This is a genomic window from Alcaligenes sp. GCM10023179 (genome assembly GCF_042653705.1).
GTDB classification, from domain to species: domain Bacteria; phylum Pseudomonadota; class Gammaproteobacteria; order Burkholderiales; family Burkholderiaceae_B; genus Alcaligenes; species Alcaligenes phenolicus.
On the sequence record NZ_JBHSIQ010000001.1, the window covers coordinates 459,751 to 476,419 of the forward strand.

Below are 16,669 nucleotides of genomic sequence, written 5' to 3' on the forward strand. Positions count from 1 at the left end.
CTGGGGTACTGCCAGCCCCGCGCTTGGTAGTATTGCTTAGAAACGGACCTTCATGAACAGGGAGCCAGCATGGTCCTGATTGCGGCCAAACTGACCCTGGTAGTTCAGACCAAAAGAAGTGCTCTTGCCTGCTTTGAGCTCTGCGCCCAACTCGGCAACGGCGGCGTTCTTGGCAATTGGCGCACCGCTGATACGGAAGTTGCTGCCGGGCAAGGCGGCAAAGGCCAGTTCACGTTCGGGAGTGGTGTCACCCAGGGCATGACGCCAGCCTAAACCGGCGCTCAAGGACAGCGTGGTTTTGGGCAGGTCCAGCTCGGTGGTGCCGCGCAGACCCAACGTGACAGTGCTCAAATTCTGGCGTTGCGAGTCTCCGCGCAAGGCGGCTTGACCGCCCGATTCGCTAAAGGAACCGTGACGCAGCTGGTGCCAGTTCACGCTGGCGTATGGTTCTACACTGGATCGTGGGCTGACCGGCATACGGTAGCCCAGTTGGGCAAAGGCCTGGATGCTGTGCGCTTTGTAATCAGCCTTCAGTGTTTCGCTTTGGTGAATCGAAATCGAGCGTTCGCTGTCCAGGCTGTGGCGGGTGTAAGCACCACCTGCCAGCAGGTTCAGACTACCCGAACCCATTTCCCAAGCTTGTGTTCCATACAGGGCCGCGCTGTAGCTGTTGCTGCGTGAGCTTTGACGGCGGTCGTCCAGCTTGATGCGGTTTTCCAAATAGCCCAAGGAGGCACCCATGCGCCAACCTTGTTCGCCGATGGCTGTATCGCCACCCAATAACAGACCGCCCACTTTATGACGAACATCCTGGCTGTTGTCGTCACCGTCCAGATCGCGCTGTTGATGGATCACTTCAGCCCAGAGCACTGCCTCTTTGCCTACGGTATTACGCGCACTTGAAGCCTGTTTGCCCAAAGCACGGGGCAACAGATCTCCGTTGCTTAGCAAGGCGGAAGTCGTACCTGCATGGATCTGGCCTTGTAGCTGTTCCATATAGCCTGCCACGCTACCGGATTGGGCATTGAGTACCGTGTCATACAGCTCAGCCATAGCCGCAGGGGGCTGCGTTGAGCTGGTGTCCAAGGCCTGGGCGACAGATTTCTGATTGCCTGTATGAGCAAAAGCGGCAAAGGGGGTGTCATTGCGTTCGACCATTACGGACAGACTGGAGCCGTAAAGCAGTGTGGGTGACAAGAAGGCCATGTCATAAGCGACGCTGCTGTATTGCCCGCTCACGCCATTGGCCGCATCCAGGAAGGAGTAAGCCACGTTCTGGCGAAAAGGGCCGCCGGCCAGTTTCAGCGTGCCGTCGATATGGGCTGCACCACCTACTACTAAACGATCGGTGGCACCTGCAGGGCCAACTTCCAGCTCATGCACCGAACCGGCATGGGCGGTGTAGTCACCGCTGACGGTCAAGGTGCCAACCGAATTACCTGGAGCCAGGGTGCCGTAGTTATCGACTTGAGCGACTGTACCGGAACCACCCAAGGTGCCTTCGCGTTCCACTGTGACTGCAGAAGCCAGCGTGCCATTGACGGCCAGACGACCGCCGCTGATGGTGGTGTCACCGGTATAGCTGTTATTGCCCGTCAGTTCCAGGGAGCCGGAACCGCGCTTGTGTAGTCCACCTGTACCGCTGATGTTATTGGCGAAGGTGGAGTTGTAGCCTAGCGTGTCTACATCGAACAGGCGGGTGAATTGTGCGGGTCCTTGTACGGCTTTGCCTACGTTCAACAGGCCCCAACCGTAAATGCTTGGGTCACCCAGAGGCGTCGCGGTGGTCAACAAGGTTTGCTGTAAGTGATACGCCGTGAAATAGGGAAAGGCTTCTTTCACCAGGGCAGCAGCGCCTGCGACGTGCGGGGAGGCCATGGAGGTGCCGCCCGCATAGGCATAGCCACCCGCAGAGTTGACGGAGTAGATACCGGGATTCTCGCCACCGGGGGCGGACAAGCACCATTCAGCAGCGACGCCGCATTTATTGGCATAGGAGGCTAGATTGCCTTGTTCATCCAGAGCTGTGACGGCTAGCCAATTGTCTTTAAGTTCGGGAAACCAGTGAGGAGAGCCAGCCATGAAATCGGGGTGGTCTTGTGTCTCATTACCGGTGGCAAACACCATCAAGGTGCCCGCTTTTACGCTGTTCCTGAAGGAATCAATAATCAAGGGCTGCCAGTCCAGAGCACCTTGTGCTGAGCCATACTCCAGGATATGGCAAGGTGGGTCATAGGAGTCGCGGCAGTCATTGAGTCCTAGGCTGTTATTGATAATGGGCAGTTTGAACTGAGCAAGATAATTCCAGCTTCTGGAAAACTCACGGTCGTCGTACGCGGCTTCTTCTTCGGGGCTTAGGAAATTCCCATTTTCGACGTAAGCAACGGCAAAGAGCTGGCTGTTGAAGGCAACACCGTGCATGCCGACGCCATCGCGGCGTGCACCGATAATTCCAGCAACATGAGAGCCATGGCCTGGTACGTCGTCGTCTGAGTCCACCCCTTGGGTATTGGTGTAGGGAGTATTGGTGTTGAAGTCAAAGCCGCCCGCAATGGCACCCGCAAACTCTGGGTGAGTTGCCTGAATTCCCGAATCCAGATAGCCGACCGTTACGCCTTTGCCTGTAAAGCCTAGCGAATAAGCTTTGGCCGCATTGATCATGTCTAGGCCAGATTGGCGCTTGTACTCTTTTGTGCGCCATTGCTCCAGTGTGTTATCGGGTTCTGCATGGGCGATACCCGGTAGGGCAAGGCTTAGCAAAGCCAACTGCACCAGTAGATAGATAGGGCGTTTCTTGTTCGACATCTCTTCCTCTCTTGGGATTTTCTCTGTATGGCGGTAACTCGTTGTGAAAGCTTGCCGTGGATATCCTTGAGGCATATTGAACGGCATGGCCGTTTAATTTTGTTGTTATGTGCCGATGTGGCGTCGAGCTAGTGCTCTATTAAGCGTCTCCGGCGTGTCTGTGCATCGCCGGGATTACTCATGCCTGTTTGTTTTGTTGCGAAGGGGGTGACTGCGCGGGGCAGGCACCCCCCTATAGGTTTCTTGTTTAGAAGCGAACCTTCATGAACAGAGAGCCTGCGTGGTCCTGATTACGACCAAACTGACCCTGGTAGTTCAGACCAAAGGATGTGCTCTGGCCTGCTTTGAGCTCTGCGCCTAACTCGGCAACAGCGGCATTCTTGGCGATAGGTGCGCCGCTGACACGGAAGTTGCTGCCGGGCAGTGCGGCAAAGGCCAGTTCACGTTCGGGAGTGGTGTCACCCAGGGCATGACGCCAGCCCAAACCGGCACTCAAGGACAGCGTGGTTTTGGACAGATCCAGCTCGGTAGTGCCACGTAGTCCCAGCGTGACAGTGCTCAAGTTTTGGCGTTGCGAGTCTCCGCGCAAGGCTGTCTGACCACCTGATTCGCTAAAGGAGCCGTGACGCAACTGCTGCCAGTTCACGCTGGCATAGGGTTCCACGCTGGAGCGAGGGCTTACGGGCATGCGGTAACCCAGTTGGGCAAAGGCCTGGATGCTGTGCGCTTTGTAATCAGCCTTCAGTGTTTCGTATTGGTGAACGGAGAGAGAACGCTCGCTGTCCAGGCTATGGCGGGTGTAAGCACCACCAGCCAGTAGATTCAGACTACCCGAACCCATTTCCCAGGCTTGCGTTCCGTACAGGGCGGCGCTGTAGCTGTTGCTGCGTGAGGTCTGACGGCGGTCATCCAGCTTGATGCGGTTTTCCAGGTAGCCCAGAGAAGCACCCATGCGCCAGCCTTGTTCGCCGATAGCGGTATCGCCACCCAGGAACAGGCCTCCGACTTTATGACGAACATCCTGGCTGTTGTCGTTACCGTCCAGATCGCGTTGTTGGTGAATCACTTCGGCCCACAAAACGGTGTCTTTGCCGTTTTTATTACGTGCGCCTGAGGCTTGTTTACCCAAGGTGCGCGGCAGCAGGTCCCCATTGCTAAGCAGTGCCGAGGTCGTGCCTGCATGGATCTGACCTTGTAGCTGTTCCATATAGCCTGCCACGCTGCCAGACTGGGCGTTGAGCACCGTGTCATACAGTTCAGCCATCGCGGCTGGTGGCTGGTCCGAGCCGGTATCCAGCGCGTTGGCCACGGCTTTCTGGTTCCCCGTATTGGCAAAGGTGGCAAACGGCGTGTCATTGCGCTTGATCAGCAAGGACAGGCTGGGGCCATAAAGCAGTGTGGGCGATAGGAAAGCCATGTCATAAGTGATGTGACTGTATTGACCAGTCACACCATTAGCCGCATCCAGAAAGGAATAGGCCACGTTCTGGCGAAAAGGGCCACCGGCCAGTTTCAGTGTGCCGTCGATATGGGCGGCCCCACCTACTACTAAACGATCTGTTGCACCAGCGGGACCAACTTCCAGTTCATGCACCGAACCGGCATGGGCGGTGTAGTCGCCGCTGACGGTCAGAGTACCAACCGAGTTGCCTGGAGCCAGGGTGCCGTAGTTATCAACTTTGGAAACCGTACCGGAACCCCCCAGTGTTCCCTCACGCTCGACGGTGACGGCAGATGTCAGCGTGCCATTGATGGCCAGACGACCGCCGCTGACGGTGGTGTCGCCGGTATAGCTGTTATTGCCCGTCAACTCCAGGGAGCCAGAGCCGCGCTTGTGCAGGCCGCCAGTGCCACTGATGTCATTGGCGAAGGTGGAGTGGTAGCCTAGCGTGTCCACATCGAACAGGCGGGTGAATTGCCCGGGTCCTTGTACGGCCTTGCCCACATTCATCAGGCCCCAGCCAAAAATGCTGGGGTCTCCCAGAGGGGTGGCGGTGGTCAGCAAGGTTTGCTGCAGGTGATACGCCGTGAAGTAGGGAAAGGCTTCTTTAACTAACGCTGCCGCTCCGGCCACGTGTGGCGATGCCATGGAGGTGCCACTTTTATAAATATAGCCTCCATCCGAGTTGACGGAGTTAATGCCAGGGGCCCACTGCCCCCCTGGTGCGGTCAAACACCACTCGGCGGAAACACCACATTTATTGGCGTAGACGGCCAAGGAACCATCTTCCCCGACTGCCGTCACGGCCAGCCAGTTGTCTTTCAGTTCGGGAAACCAGTAGGGAGAGCCGGCCAGAAAATCAGGGTGGTCTTGAGACTCATTGCCGGTAGCAAATACCATCAGGGAGCCAGCCTGCGCACTGTTCTTGAAGGACTCAATGATCAGAGGTTGAGCCTCTAGGGCGCTTTGAGCTGAGCCATAGTCCACAATATGGCAGGGTGGGTTATAGGACCTTGAGCAGTCATTGAGCCCCAGACTGCTATTGATAATGGGCAGCTTGAACTGGGCGAGATAGTTCCAGCCATTAGAAAGCATTCGATCTTGAAAGGCCCTTATATCGTCTGGAGTCGGGGTAGTGTCGTCACCACCATCATCATCGTCGTCATCGTCATCAGTATTGATGCCGTAGGCAACCGCAAAAAGCTGGCTATTGAAGGCGACGCCGTGCATGCCTGCTTCGTCGCGTCTCGCACCGATGATTCCGGCAACATGGCTCCCGTGTCCGGCAGGGGGCTGAGTATCGACTCCTTGGCCATTGGCGTAGGGGGTATTGTTGGCAAAGTCAAAGCCCCCAGCAATGGCGCCGGCAAACTCAGGGTGATCTGCCTGAATGCCCGAGTCCAGATAACCGACCGTGACGCCTTTGCCGGTAAAGCCCAGCGAATAGGCTTTGGCTGCATTGATCATGTCCAGGCCGGGTTGACGCTTATATTCTTTGGTGCGCCATTGCTCCAGTGAGCTCTCGGAATCGGCATGGACGATGCCAGGTAAAGTCAGGCTTAACAAAGCCATCTGCACCAGCATAGAGGTGTTGCGTTTCTTGTTCGACATGTCTTATCTACTTGGATCTTCTAAGGAGGGTGGCCACTCGTTGTGAAAACCTGCCTTGGAGGTTCTCAAGGCATCTTTAATTTAACGGCATAGCCGTTTAAACCGGCAGTTATGGGCTGCTGTATTGTTGAGGTCGTGTTTTTGTGGGCCCCTGCCATGCACGCGCATCGCAGGGATTTTTGATGGCCGTCTGTTATGCCTGCCGCGGGATTGGCGGAACGCCAAGCCCGCCTCGGGGCCTTAAATCAGAAACGTACCTTCATGAATAGCGAGCCAGCATGGTCCTGATTGCGGCCAAACTGACCCTGGTAGTTCAGACCGAAGGATGTGCTCTTGCCGGCTTTCAGCTCTGCGCCCAATTCGGCCACAGCGGCGTTCTTGGCAATCGGCGCGCCGCTGATGCGGAAGTTGCTACCGGGCAAGGCGGCAAAGGCCAGTTCACGCTCGGGTGTGGTGTCACCCAGGGCATGACGCCAGCCTAAACCGGCACTCAAGGACAGCGTGGTTTTGGACAGATCCAGTTCCGTGGTGCCACGCAGACCCAGCGTCACGGTGCTCAGGTTCTGGCGTTGCGAGTCTCCGCGCAAGGCTGCCTGACCACCCGATTCGCTAAAGGAGCCGTGACGCAACTGGTGCCAGTTCACGCTGGCATAGGGCTCGACGCTGGAGCGAGGGCTGACGGGCATGCGGTAACCCAGTTGGGCAAAGGCCTGGATGCTGTGCGCTTTGTAATCAGCCTTCAGTGTTTCGTATTGGTGAACGGAGAGAGAACGCTCGCTGTCCAGGCTATGGCGGGTGTAAGCACCACCAGCCAGTAGATTCAGACTACCCGAACCCATTTCCCAAGCTTGCGTTCCGTACAGGGCGGCGCTGTAGCTGTTGCTGCGTGAGGTCTGACGGCGGTCATCCAGCTTGATGCGGTTTTCCAGGTAGCCCAGAGAGGCACCCATGCGCCAGCCTTGTTCGCCGATGGCGGTATCGCCACCCAGGAACAGGCCGCCCACTTTATGACGAACATCCTGGCTGTTGTCATCACCGTCCAGATCGCGTTGTTGGTGAATCACTTCGGCCCATAGAACGGTGTCTTTGCCGTTTTTATTACGTGCGCCCGAGGCTTGTTTGCCTAAAGTGCGGGGCAAAAGATCCCCGTTGCTTAGCAGGGCGGAGGTCGTACCCGCATGGATTTGGCCTTGCAATTGCTCCATGTAGCCTGCGACCTGTCCGGACTGAGCATTGAGGACCGTGTCGTACAGTTCGGCCATGGTGACCGGCGGTTGATCCGAGCCGGTATCCAGCGCGTTGGCCACGGCTTTCTGGTTCCCCGTATTGGCAAAGGTGGCAAACGGCGTGTCATTGCGCTTGATCATCAAGGACAGGCTGGGGCCATAAAGCAGTGTGGGCGACAGGAAGGCCATCTCGTAAGTGATGTGACTGTACTGACCTGTCACACCATTAGCTGCATCCAGAAAGGAATAAGCCACATTCTGGCGGTAGGGGCCACCGGCCAGTTTCAGCGTGCCGTCGATATGGGCTGCACCGCCAACCACCAGACGATCTGTTGCGCCTGCGGGGCCCACTTCCAGTTCATGCACCGAACCGGCATGGGCGGTGTAGTCGCCGCTGACGGTCAAGGTGCCAACCGAATTACCTGGAGCCAGGGTGCCGTAGTTATCGACTTGAGCGACTGTACCGGCCCCCCCCAAGGTGCCTTCGCGTTCCACTGTGACCGCAGACGCCAGCGTGCCATTGACGGCCAGACGGCCCCCGCTGACGGTGGTGTCACCGGTATAGCTGTTATTGCCCGTCAGCTCCAGGGAGCCGGAACCGCGCTTGTGCAGCCCACCCGTGCCACTGATGTCATTGGCGAAGGTGGAGTGGTAGCCCAGCGTATCGACGTCGAACAGACGGGTGAATTGCCCGGGTCCTTGTACGGCCTTGCCTATATTCATAAGGCCCCAGCCAAAAACGCTGGGGTCGCCCAGGTCAGTGGCGGTGGTCAGCAAGGTCTGCTGCAGGTGATACGCCGTGAAGTAGGGGAACGCTTCCTTTACTAGCGCCGCACCGCCCGCGACGTGGGGGGAGGCCATGGAGGTGCCGCTAAAGGCGACATAGCCGCCAGAGGATTGGACCGAATTAATCCCTGGATTGTCGTCACCACCGGGGGCGGCCAGACACCACTCGGCTGCTACGCCGCACTTGTTCGCATAGGAGGCTAAAGATCCATCCTCGCCCAGGGCTGTCACGGCCAGCCAGTTATCTTTTAGTTCAGGAAACCAGTAGGGGGAGCCTGCCAGCAGGTCAGGGTGGTCCTGCGATTCATTGCCGGTGGCAAAGACCATCAGGGAGCCTGCGTCTACGCTGTTGTGGAAAGCCTCGATCGCCAGTGGCTGCCAATCCAGTACGCCTTCGGGCGAGCCATAGTCCAGGACATTGCAAGGTGGTGGGGAGCTGGCATCGTTGCAACCATTGACGCCCAGGCTGCTGTTGATGATGGGCAGTTTGAACTGTGCCAGATAGTTCCAGCCTCGGGAGGCAACGCGGTCGAATGCGGCTGCTTGGTCGCGTGGGTCCGGTTCATAGGGATCGTTGCCAAGCATGTCATCATCATCGTCTTCTCTCGCATCGTAGGCGACCGCAAAGAGCTGACTGTTGAAGGCGACACCGTGCATGCCTTTGCCGTCGCGACGTGCGCCAATAATGCCCGCAACGTGGCTGCCATGACCTGCTGGAGGATCGGCATCTATGCCTTGGCCGTTGGCATAGGGGGTATCCGTGTTGAAGTCAAAGCCACCCGCAATGGCACCCGCAAACTCCGGGTGTTTGGCTTCAATTCCCGAATCCAGATAGCCGACCGTCACGCCTTTGCCTGTAAAGCCCAGTGAGTAGGCTTTGGCCGCATTGATCATGTCCAGGCCAGGCTGGCGTTTGTATTCTTTAGTACGCCATTGCTCCAATGAGCTGTCTGCTTCTGCATGGGCAAGGCCAGGTAAAGTCAGGCTCAGCAAGGCCATCTGCACCAGCACATAGGTGCTGCGTTTCTTGTTCGACATCTCTTCCTCTCCTGGGTGTTTTTCTCTGTGTGGCGGCAACGTGTTGCGAGGTCGTGTTGTCGAGTCCTTGCGTGCCATTTAACGTCGTAGCTGTTGAATCTTATAGCGGCCAAATTTACGTTTTGTCATGCTTGGCGTTTGAAACACACGAAAACGGACGAGTGCACCGGAAGGGCAAGGAGAAAGAGTGGCGATTTCTCTGGTGAGAAAGGCGTTTAATCAGTGATCCGTTTTCTTTGTCTGGAAATCAGTTAGTGACGACTTTGTTGCAGAGTCTGCAACATTTTGGGTGCAGGTCGAGGCTTGTAAGGGGCGAAGGCTTACCTGTTTGTCGTTGTATTAAGGTGCTTTGACGTGGTGAACGCTGGAGCACAGTTCCCGCGCTTCCAAGGCTTGCTGCGATTGCGAACTCGGGGACTTCAATTGGCCACAGGCTCTGCCAGCAAGGCGCGCACTCGCTCAGGTTTCAAGGTTCGTGCCGCTGCAAACCCGGCAATATGGCGCACCCTGACCAGATCCAGAGCGAAGAAATGAAAGTCCGTAAAGCTGCTTAGAAATTCCATATCGGGAAAACGGGCGGTATAGGCTCGTTTGGCCTGTTCCCAGTCGGGCTGTTCGCGCTCCAGTTTGCGGGCCTGCATTTGGAAGGTGACACGGGGCAAGTCATGGACAGCATCCTGGCCATGCTCGCTTTGGCTGACCATCAGGCTGGCATCGGGACGTTGCAGCAAATAACGGGTATGAGCCGCCATTTCGCTGATGTGGATGATGATGCTGGCTTGTTCAGGGCAGATCGCAAAAGGGACACGAGAGACCACCGGCAAGCCCTGATTGCTGAGTGTGCCCAAAGACGCAGTGCGTTCACTGCGGAGCAGGGCCTGCAGGCTGTTTAGCAATGGATCATCAACAGACATAAAGACACCTATTCTGAAAAAGCTTCCATACTGCGGTTGGGACTTCATTCGTCCCTAAGGGAATTTCCTTGGGCTGCTCCGCAGAAAAATCTCCGCGCAGCCCCTTTGCTTTATTGCTATCCGGGCGGCGCTTCTGGGGGAGGGCCTGGCGATGAATAGCGATCACGCTGCGCTTTCTCCCCACCCAGGGGCATTTTTATCCTGGAGCAGTCCAGCGGTAAAAGACACCTGCTCACCCCTTACAAAACAGGCCGACATAAAGCCGGCCTGTTCAGGGGGAGTGATGCGTTGGGTTTACACCAGAACGCGCTCAATACCACCGTCGTTGGCACGGCGTACGTAGTCCGCCATCCAGTTCTCGCCCAGCATGTGCTTGGCCATTTCCACCACGATGTAATCCGCATCCATCTTGGTTTCGTCCTCGTAGCGGGACAAACCTTGCAGGCAGGACGGACAGGAGGTCAGCACTTTGACTTCGCCCTGGAAACCATCGGCACGGACGGTGTCCTGGTTCTTCTGCAGTTCTTCGTGCTTGCGGAAACGGATTTGCGTGGAAATATCCGGGCGCGACACCGCCAGCGTGCCCGACTCGCCACAGCAGCGGTCGGCCTTGATGGTGCTGTCGCCCACCAGGGATTTGACCGTTTTCATGGGGTCTTGCAGCTTCATGGGGCTGTGGCAAGGGTCGTGGTACATGTAGCGCACGCCTTGCACGTCTTCCAGTTTCAAGCCTTTTTCCAGTAGGTATTCGTGGATGTCGATCAGGCGGCAGCCAGGGAAGATCTTGTCGAATTCATAGCCTGCCAGCTGGTCGTAACAGGTACCACAGCTGACCACCACGGTTTTGATATCCAGGTAGTTCAAGGTGGTGGCCATGCGGTGGAACAGCACGCGGTTGTCGGTAATGATCTTCTCGGCCTTGTCGCTTTGACCGCTGCCGCGCTGGGGATAGCCACAGCACAGGTAGCCAGGAGGCAGAACCGTCTGCACGCCGACATGCCAGAGCATGGCTTGAGTAGCCAGACCCACTTGCGAGAATAGACGCTCCGAACCACAGCCGGGGAAGTAGAACACGGCTTCCGAATCCACGGAGGTGGCTTCAGGGTTACGGATGATAGGTACGTAATCCGAGTTCTCGATATCCAGCAATTTACGGGCAGTCTGCTTGGGCAGGCCGCCGGGCATCTTGCGGTTGATGAAGTGGATGACCTGTTCGCGGATTGGTGCCTTGCCGATGGTGGCAGGGGGAGCGCTGACCTGTTTGCGAGCAGGGGCAGCCAGCAGATTGTGCACCGCACGCTGGGCCTTGTAGCCCACTTCAATCATGGCGGTACGAGTGGCCTTGATGACGCGTGGGTCCTTGGCGTTCAGGAAGAACATGGCTGCGGCCGAGCCTGGATTGAAGGACTTTTTGCCCATGCGGTTCAGCAAGGAGCGCATTTCCATGGAAACATCGCCAAAGTCGATGTCCACCGGACAGGGGTTGTAGCACTTGTGGCACAGGGTGCAGTGGTCGCCTACGTCTTCAAACTCTTCCCAATGCTTCAGGCTGATCCCGCGACGTGTTTGCTCTTCGTACAGGAAGGCTTCGATCAGCAGGGAGGTGGCCAGGATCTTGTTGCGGGGCGAGTACAGCAGGTTGGCGCGTGGCACGTGAGTGGCACAGACCGGTTTGCACTTGCCGCAACGCAAGCAATCCTTGATGGCGTGAGAGATGGAGCCAATTTCGCTGCGTTGCATGATCAGCGATTCGTGGCCCAGCAGGTTGAAGCTGGGGGTCCAGGCGCGGCTCAAGTCCGCACCGGGCATCAGCTTGCCAGCGTTGAAGTGGTTGTTCGGGTCCACTTCGCGCTTGTAGTTCTGGAAGGGATCCAGCTCTTCCTGCGTCAGGAACTCGTACTTGGTCAAACCAATGCCGTGCTCACCGGAAATCACGCCGTCCAGACCGCGCGCGATTTGCATGATGCGGGCTACGGTGACATTGGCTTGTTGCAGCATGCCGTAGTCGTCCGAGTTCACGGGGATGTTGGTGTGTACGTTACCGTCACCGGCGTGCATGTGCAGCGCCACAAACACACGGCTTTTCAGCACACGATCGTGAATGGCTTGCAGTTCGGTCAGCACGGCTGCGCAGTCGGCGCCCGGGAAAATATGTTCCAGGTTTTCGCGGATCTCGCTTTTCCAGGAGGTGCGGATCGTGTGATCCTGCAATAGTTGGAAAATCGAGGTGTTCGGGTCTTCTTGCAGACGGGCCTCGATCGCGGCGCTATCCAGCGGCACACCAATCTCGGCCAGATCAGCTTGCGAGTCTTTCAGCGGCTTGTCCAGATTGTCCTGCAGCCACTGCCAGCGCTGGCGCACATCGCGCACGATCTGCAGGGCGTCGTGACGGCGCTCGTCCAGAATCTCTTCGCGAGTGTGCTCGGCGTCGTTGTGATCTTCGATCTTGCCTACGGGCAGATCGCCTTGCAGGAAGTCTTCCAGTTCACGGGTCAAGCGCAGCTTGTTGTCCGTAGACAGCTCAATATTGATACGTTCGATTTCTTCGGTGTACTCACCCATGCGGCGCAGGGGGATCACCACGTCTTCGTTGATCTTGAAGGCGTTAGTGTGACGGGCAATGGCGGCGGTGCGGGAGCGGTCGGCCCAGAACTTCTTGCGGGCTTCAGCGCTGACGGCTACAAAACCTTCACCGGAGCGGCCATTGGCCAGACGCACCACTTCAGAGGCAGCTGTGGCCACGGCATCGGGATCGTCGCCCACGATGTCGCCAATCAGGACCATCTTGGGCAGGCCGTCGCGCTTGCTCTTGGTGGCATAGCCCACCGCACGCAGATAGCGTTCGTCCAGGTGTTCCAGACCGGCCAGAATGGCGCCGATGCGTTTGCCTTCGCCGTTCAGATAGTCAATGACTTCCACAATGGAGGGCACGGCCTGCTTGGCCTGGCCGAAAAACTCCATACAGACGGTGCGTGTATGCGCCGGCATGCGGTGCAGCACCCAGCGGGCCTGCGTGATCAGGCCATCACAGCCTTCTTTCTGAATACCGGGCAAACCTGCCAGGAATTTGTCGGTAACGTCTTTACCCAGGCCTTCCTTGCGAAAGCGCCGACCCTCAATGTGCAGGGTTTCGCTGCGCAGCAACTGGGCACCAGGGGCGTAACGGCCATCAAACCATTTGACTTCAAAATGAGCCATTTCCACGTCGTGGATCTTGCCCATATTGTGTTCAAGGCGGGTGACTTCCAACCAGTTGCCTTGGGCATCGACCATGCGCCACCAGGCGAGGTTATCCAGCGCAGTACCCCACAGCACGGCTTTCTTGCCGCCCGCGTTCATGGCGATATTGCCGCCCACACAGGAGGCATCGGCCGAGGTCGGGTCTACCGCAAACACGGCACCGGCGGCTTCGGCAGCGTCAGCCACACGACGGGTCACCACGCCAGCACCGGTCAGAATGGTGGTGACGGGCTCGGACATGCCGGGCAGAGTGGTTTGTTCTGGCTTACCAATGGCATCCAGCTTTTCGGTGTTGATGACAACCGAGCGCCAGCTAAGTGGAATGGCACCGCCGGTGTAACCGGTACCACCCCCACGCGGGATGATGGTCAGCTTCAGTTCGATACAGGCGCGCACCAGTGCGGCCATCTCGTTTTCGTGATCGGGGGTGAGCACGACAAAGGGATATTCCACACGCCAGTCGGTGGCGTCAGTGACGTGCGAGACGCGCGACAGGCCATCAAACTTGATGTTGTCCTTGGCGGTCAGGCGCGACAGGGAGCGCCCAATTTTCTGGCGCAGCTCGCGGGTATCGGTAAATTCTTGTTCAAACGCGGCTACTGCACCCCGAGCAGCGTGCAACAGGCGCAGAACCTTGGCATCGCGATCGGGCACGGCGCTGTCGCGGCGCTGGTCAATCTCGTTCAAGCGATGGTTCAGGGCCTCGATCAGTTGATGCTGGCGCTTGGGATTGTCCAGCAGATCGTCCTGCAGATAGGGGTTGCGCTTGACGACCCAGATATCACCCAGCACTTCAAACAACATGCGTGCGGAGCGGCCGGTGCGGCGTTCGGAGCGTAGCTCGGACAGCTTTTCCCAGGCCTCTTCACCCAGCAGTCGCAGGATAATTTCCCGGTCTGAGTACGAAGTGTAGTTGTAGGGGATTTCACGCAGGCGCGGCGTGTCGTTGTTGCGTGCCTGGGCAGCCAGGTGCTTGCTTGCAATGGGGGCGTTCATGGCGATAGTTGGCAAGGCCCGTCAAGGGCGGCTCAGCGAGGAGCAGATAGGCAAAAGACAAGTGTATACGAATCGTAGCCGGGCTGCCCCCTTACTACAGGGCCAAGTCAGGGTTAAGGGGGCGTTTGCGGCCAGTTTGCTGCAAATTACCAACCCAATTTGGGGAAAATCCACAGCAGACCAGCGGTCATGGTGATATAGCGCGCCAGTTTTCCCACCGCCATGTAAAACACGCTGGGCCAAAATGGCAGGCGTAGCCAACCGGCTACGGCACACAGGGGGTCGCCTACCACGGGTAGCCAGGACAAGAGCAGGGCGGGCGGTCCCATGCGGGTCAGCCAGCGCTGCCCCAGCTCGTGCCAGCGGCCTGCTGCCTTGTTCTTGGGAGTTGCGCCGTCTTCTGTGTGTTGCGGGTGCTTCTCGCGCCAGGCTTCGTAGGCTTTCTCGGCGCCCAGACCCATGGCATAGCTGATGGCCCCACCTGCCGTATTACCCACAGTGGCAACCAGCACGGCGGGCCAGAACATATGTGGAGCCAGATTGATATAGGCGAATACGGCGGGTTCCGAACCCAGGGGGAGCAGGGTAGCCGAGACCAGGCTGATGATGAAAATGGCGCTCAAGCCCACTTCGGGCAGAGATAGGGCGGCCAAGAGCCACGAAATAAGATCAGAGATCCAGGCTTGCATAAGTAAAGTGGACGGGTTTTGTAGGGAATAATGGACGCCAGTTAGGGCATCCGCCTATGGTATTCTGTTTTTCTTTTCCGGTGAGCGGTCTCAGGCAGGGGCCTGCGGCTGGCCTTGGTGGCAAAACCGGTTGTTATTAAAAGCTGAGTCATGTCGAACGATTACCTAAAGCGCATTCTGACCTCGAAAGTGTACGATGTTGCCATCGAAACACCACTTGAACCCGCTCCCCAGGTATCGGCACGAATTAGTAACACGGTCCTGCTCAAGCGCGAAGACTATCAACCTGTTTTTAGCTTCAAGCTGCGCGGTGCCTATAACAAGATGGCCAATCTGTCGGCCGCGGAATTAAAACGGGGTGTATTGGCCGCTTCGGCGGGTAACCACGCGCAAGGCGTGGCCATGGCAGCGCGCAAGCTGGGTTGCCGTGCCGTTATCGTCATGCCAACCACCACCCCGCAAGTGAAAATTGATGGTGTACGTAATCTGGGCGGCGAAGTGGTCCTGGTGGGCGAGAGCTATTCGGATTCCTACCAGCACGCTCTGGAACTGCAAAAGAACGAAGGCCTGACCTTTGTGCACCCTTTTGACGATCCTGATGTGATTGCCGGGCAGGGGACGGTGGCCATGGAAATTTTGCAGCAGCACCCCGGCCCGATTGAAGCGGTCTTTGTCGCGATTGGCGGCGGCGGTCTGGCGGCGGGCGTAGCCACATACATCAAGTCCTTGCGTCCTGAAATCAAAGTGATCGGCGTGCAGACCGAAGATTCCTGTGCCATGGTGCGCAGTATCAAGGCCGGTCGTCGTGTGAATTTGTCGGACGTGGGCCTGTTCTCTGACGGTACTGCCGTCAAGCAGGTGGGCTCCGAAACTTTCCGTCTGGTGCGTCAGTATGTGGATGATTTTGTCATCGTGGATACGGACGCGATTTGTGCGGCTATCAAAGATGTGTTCCAGGATTCGCGTAGCGTGCTGGAACCGGCGGGTGCCCTGGCTTTGGCGGGTGCCAAGCGCTACGCCGCTCAAAACAAGCTCAAGAACAAGACCCTGATTGCGGTCACGTCCGGCGCGAACATGAACTTTGACCGTATGCGCATGGTGGCGGATCGTGCAGATGTGGGTCAGGCTCGTGAAGCTTTGTTCGCCTTGACGATCCCCGAGGCAAAAGGCAGCTTCCGCCGCCTGTGCGATGCCCTGGGCACTCGCTCGGTGACGGAGTTCAACTACCGCATGTCCAATCCTGAAAAGGCGCATGTCTTTGTGGGTATGTCGATTTCCTCGGAAGCGGAGATCGAAAAGCTGGAAGAGCGTTTCGTCAAGAAAGGCTTTGGTACCTTGAACCTGACGGGCAACGAACTGGCCAAGACCCATGTGCGTCATATGGTGGGTGGAGTGTCCAGCCAGGCTACGGACGAAGTCCTGCTGCGGTTCGAGTTTCCAGAGCGTCCTGGAGCCTTGCGTAAATTCTTGTCCAGCATGAATCAGGATTGGAATATCAGCTTGTTCCACTACCGGAATCAGGGTGATGACTACGGTCGTATTCTGATTGGAATCCAGGTGCCGCCTTCCGATAAAAAGGAATTCAAGGCTTTCCTGGGCAATCTGGGTTACCCGCACTGGGACGAAACGGATAACCCGGCTTACAAGCTGTTTTTGTAAGTCTATGGACGGCGCACGGCATTCGCTGTCTTGCGTCAGACCAAATGAAAACACCTCGCTTGGAAAAGCGAGGTGTTTTTTATTGGGGCTTGAATGTGGTGGCTGTCGTTGGAGCCGTATTGAGCCTGGGAGCCAAGAGCAGTGGGTGTCTGCTCCTGAGTTCGTCATGGGGGATTGGTTCAAGCCGCCTTACTGCCTTTGCGGCCTGATGGGCCGTTTGGCCATACGAATGTGCGATAAGGCCAGATGCCCGTTAGTACGCCG

At 57.4% G+C, this 16,669-nt stretch carries 7 protein-coding genes; 1 reads left to right on the forward strand and 6 read right to left on the reverse strand.

Annotated elements, in window-relative coordinates:
• Positions 1–36 precede the first annotated feature (36 nt).
• The 6 genes from ACFPDR_RS02080 to ACFPDR_RS02105 all read right to left on the reverse strand — a co-directional run bounded on the left by ACFPDR_RS02080 (position 37) and on the right by ACFPDR_RS02105 (position 14,746).
• Positions 37–2,805, reverse strand: coding sequence for an autotransporter domain-containing protein (locus ACFPDR_RS02080; protein ID WP_268379816.1), 2,769 nt, complete (start codon positions 2,803–2,805; stop codon positions 37–39).
• A gap of 247 nt (positions 2,806–3,052) precedes the next feature.
• Positions 3,053–5,857, reverse strand: coding sequence for an autotransporter domain-containing protein (locus ACFPDR_RS02085; protein WP_376910378.1), 2,805 nt, complete (start codon positions 5,855–5,857; stop codon positions 3,053–3,055).
• 245 nt (positions 5,858–6,102) lie between these two features.
• The gene (locus ACFPDR_RS02090; RefSeq protein WP_374697484.1) at positions 6,103–8,907 is read right to left on the reverse strand and encodes an autotransporter domain-containing protein; all 2,805 of its coding nucleotides are present in this window, start codon (positions 8,905–8,907) and stop codon (positions 6,103–6,105) included.
• Between the two features lie 419 nt (positions 8,908–9,326).
• Entirely contained in the window at positions 9,327–9,821 is a 495-nt protein-coding gene (locus tag ACFPDR_RS02095; protein WP_254002301.1) for a HugZ family protein, read from the reverse strand.
• Between the two features lie 294 nt (positions 9,822–10,115).
• On the reverse strand, positions 10,116–14,057 hold the full coding sequence (locus ACFPDR_RS02100) for a DUF3683 domain-containing protein (protein WP_376910382.1): 3,942 nt from the start codon (positions 14,055–14,057) through the stop codon (positions 10,116–10,118).
• Positions 14,058–14,203: 146 nt separating this feature from the next.
• Complete coding sequence (locus tag ACFPDR_RS02105; RefSeq protein WP_035270318.1) at positions 14,204–14,746, reverse strand: YqaA family protein; 543 nt, start codon at positions 14,744–14,746, stop codon at positions 14,204–14,206.
• Positions 14,747–14,896: 150 nt separating this feature from the next.
• On the opposite strand from ACFPDR_RS02105, the gene ilvA reads away from it, so the two are divergent.
• Positions 14,897–16,405, forward strand: coding sequence for a threonine ammonia-lyase, biosynthetic (ilvA, locus tag ACFPDR_RS02110; protein WP_035270321.1), 1,509 nt, complete (start codon positions 14,897–14,899; stop codon positions 16,403–16,405).
• Positions 16,406–16,669: the final 264 nt, after the last annotated feature.

Excerpts from the sequence above, each read along its gene's own strand:
- ACFPDR_RS02085 (WP_376910378.1), bottom strand. The coding sequence starts at position 5,857 with ATGTCGAACAAGAAACGCAACACCTCTATGCTGGTGCAGATGGCTTTG.
- ACFPDR_RS02095 (WP_254002301.1), bottom strand. The coding sequence starts at position 9,821 with ATGTCTGTTGATGATCCATTGCTAAACAGCCTGCAGGCCCTGCTCCGC.
- ACFPDR_RS02105 (WP_035270318.1), bottom strand. The coding sequence starts at position 14,746 with ATGCAAGCCTGGATCTCTGATCTTATTTCGTGGCTCTTGGCCGCCCTA.
- ACFPDR_RS02080 (WP_268379816.1), bottom strand. The coding sequence starts at position 2,805 with ATGTCGAACAAGAAACGCCCTATCTATCTACTGGTGCAGTTGGCTTTG.
- ACFPDR_RS02090 (WP_374697484.1), bottom strand. The coding sequence starts at position 8,907 with ATGTCGAACAAGAAACGCAGCACCTATGTGCTGGTGCAGATGGCCTTG.
- ACFPDR_RS02100 (WP_376910382.1), bottom strand. The coding sequence starts at position 14,057 with ATGAACGCCCCCATTGCAAGCAAGCACCTGGCTGCCCAGGCACGCAAC.
- ilvA (WP_035270321.1), top strand. The coding sequence starts at position 14,897 with ATGTCGAACGATTACCTAAAGCGCATTCTGACCTCGAAAGTGTACGAT.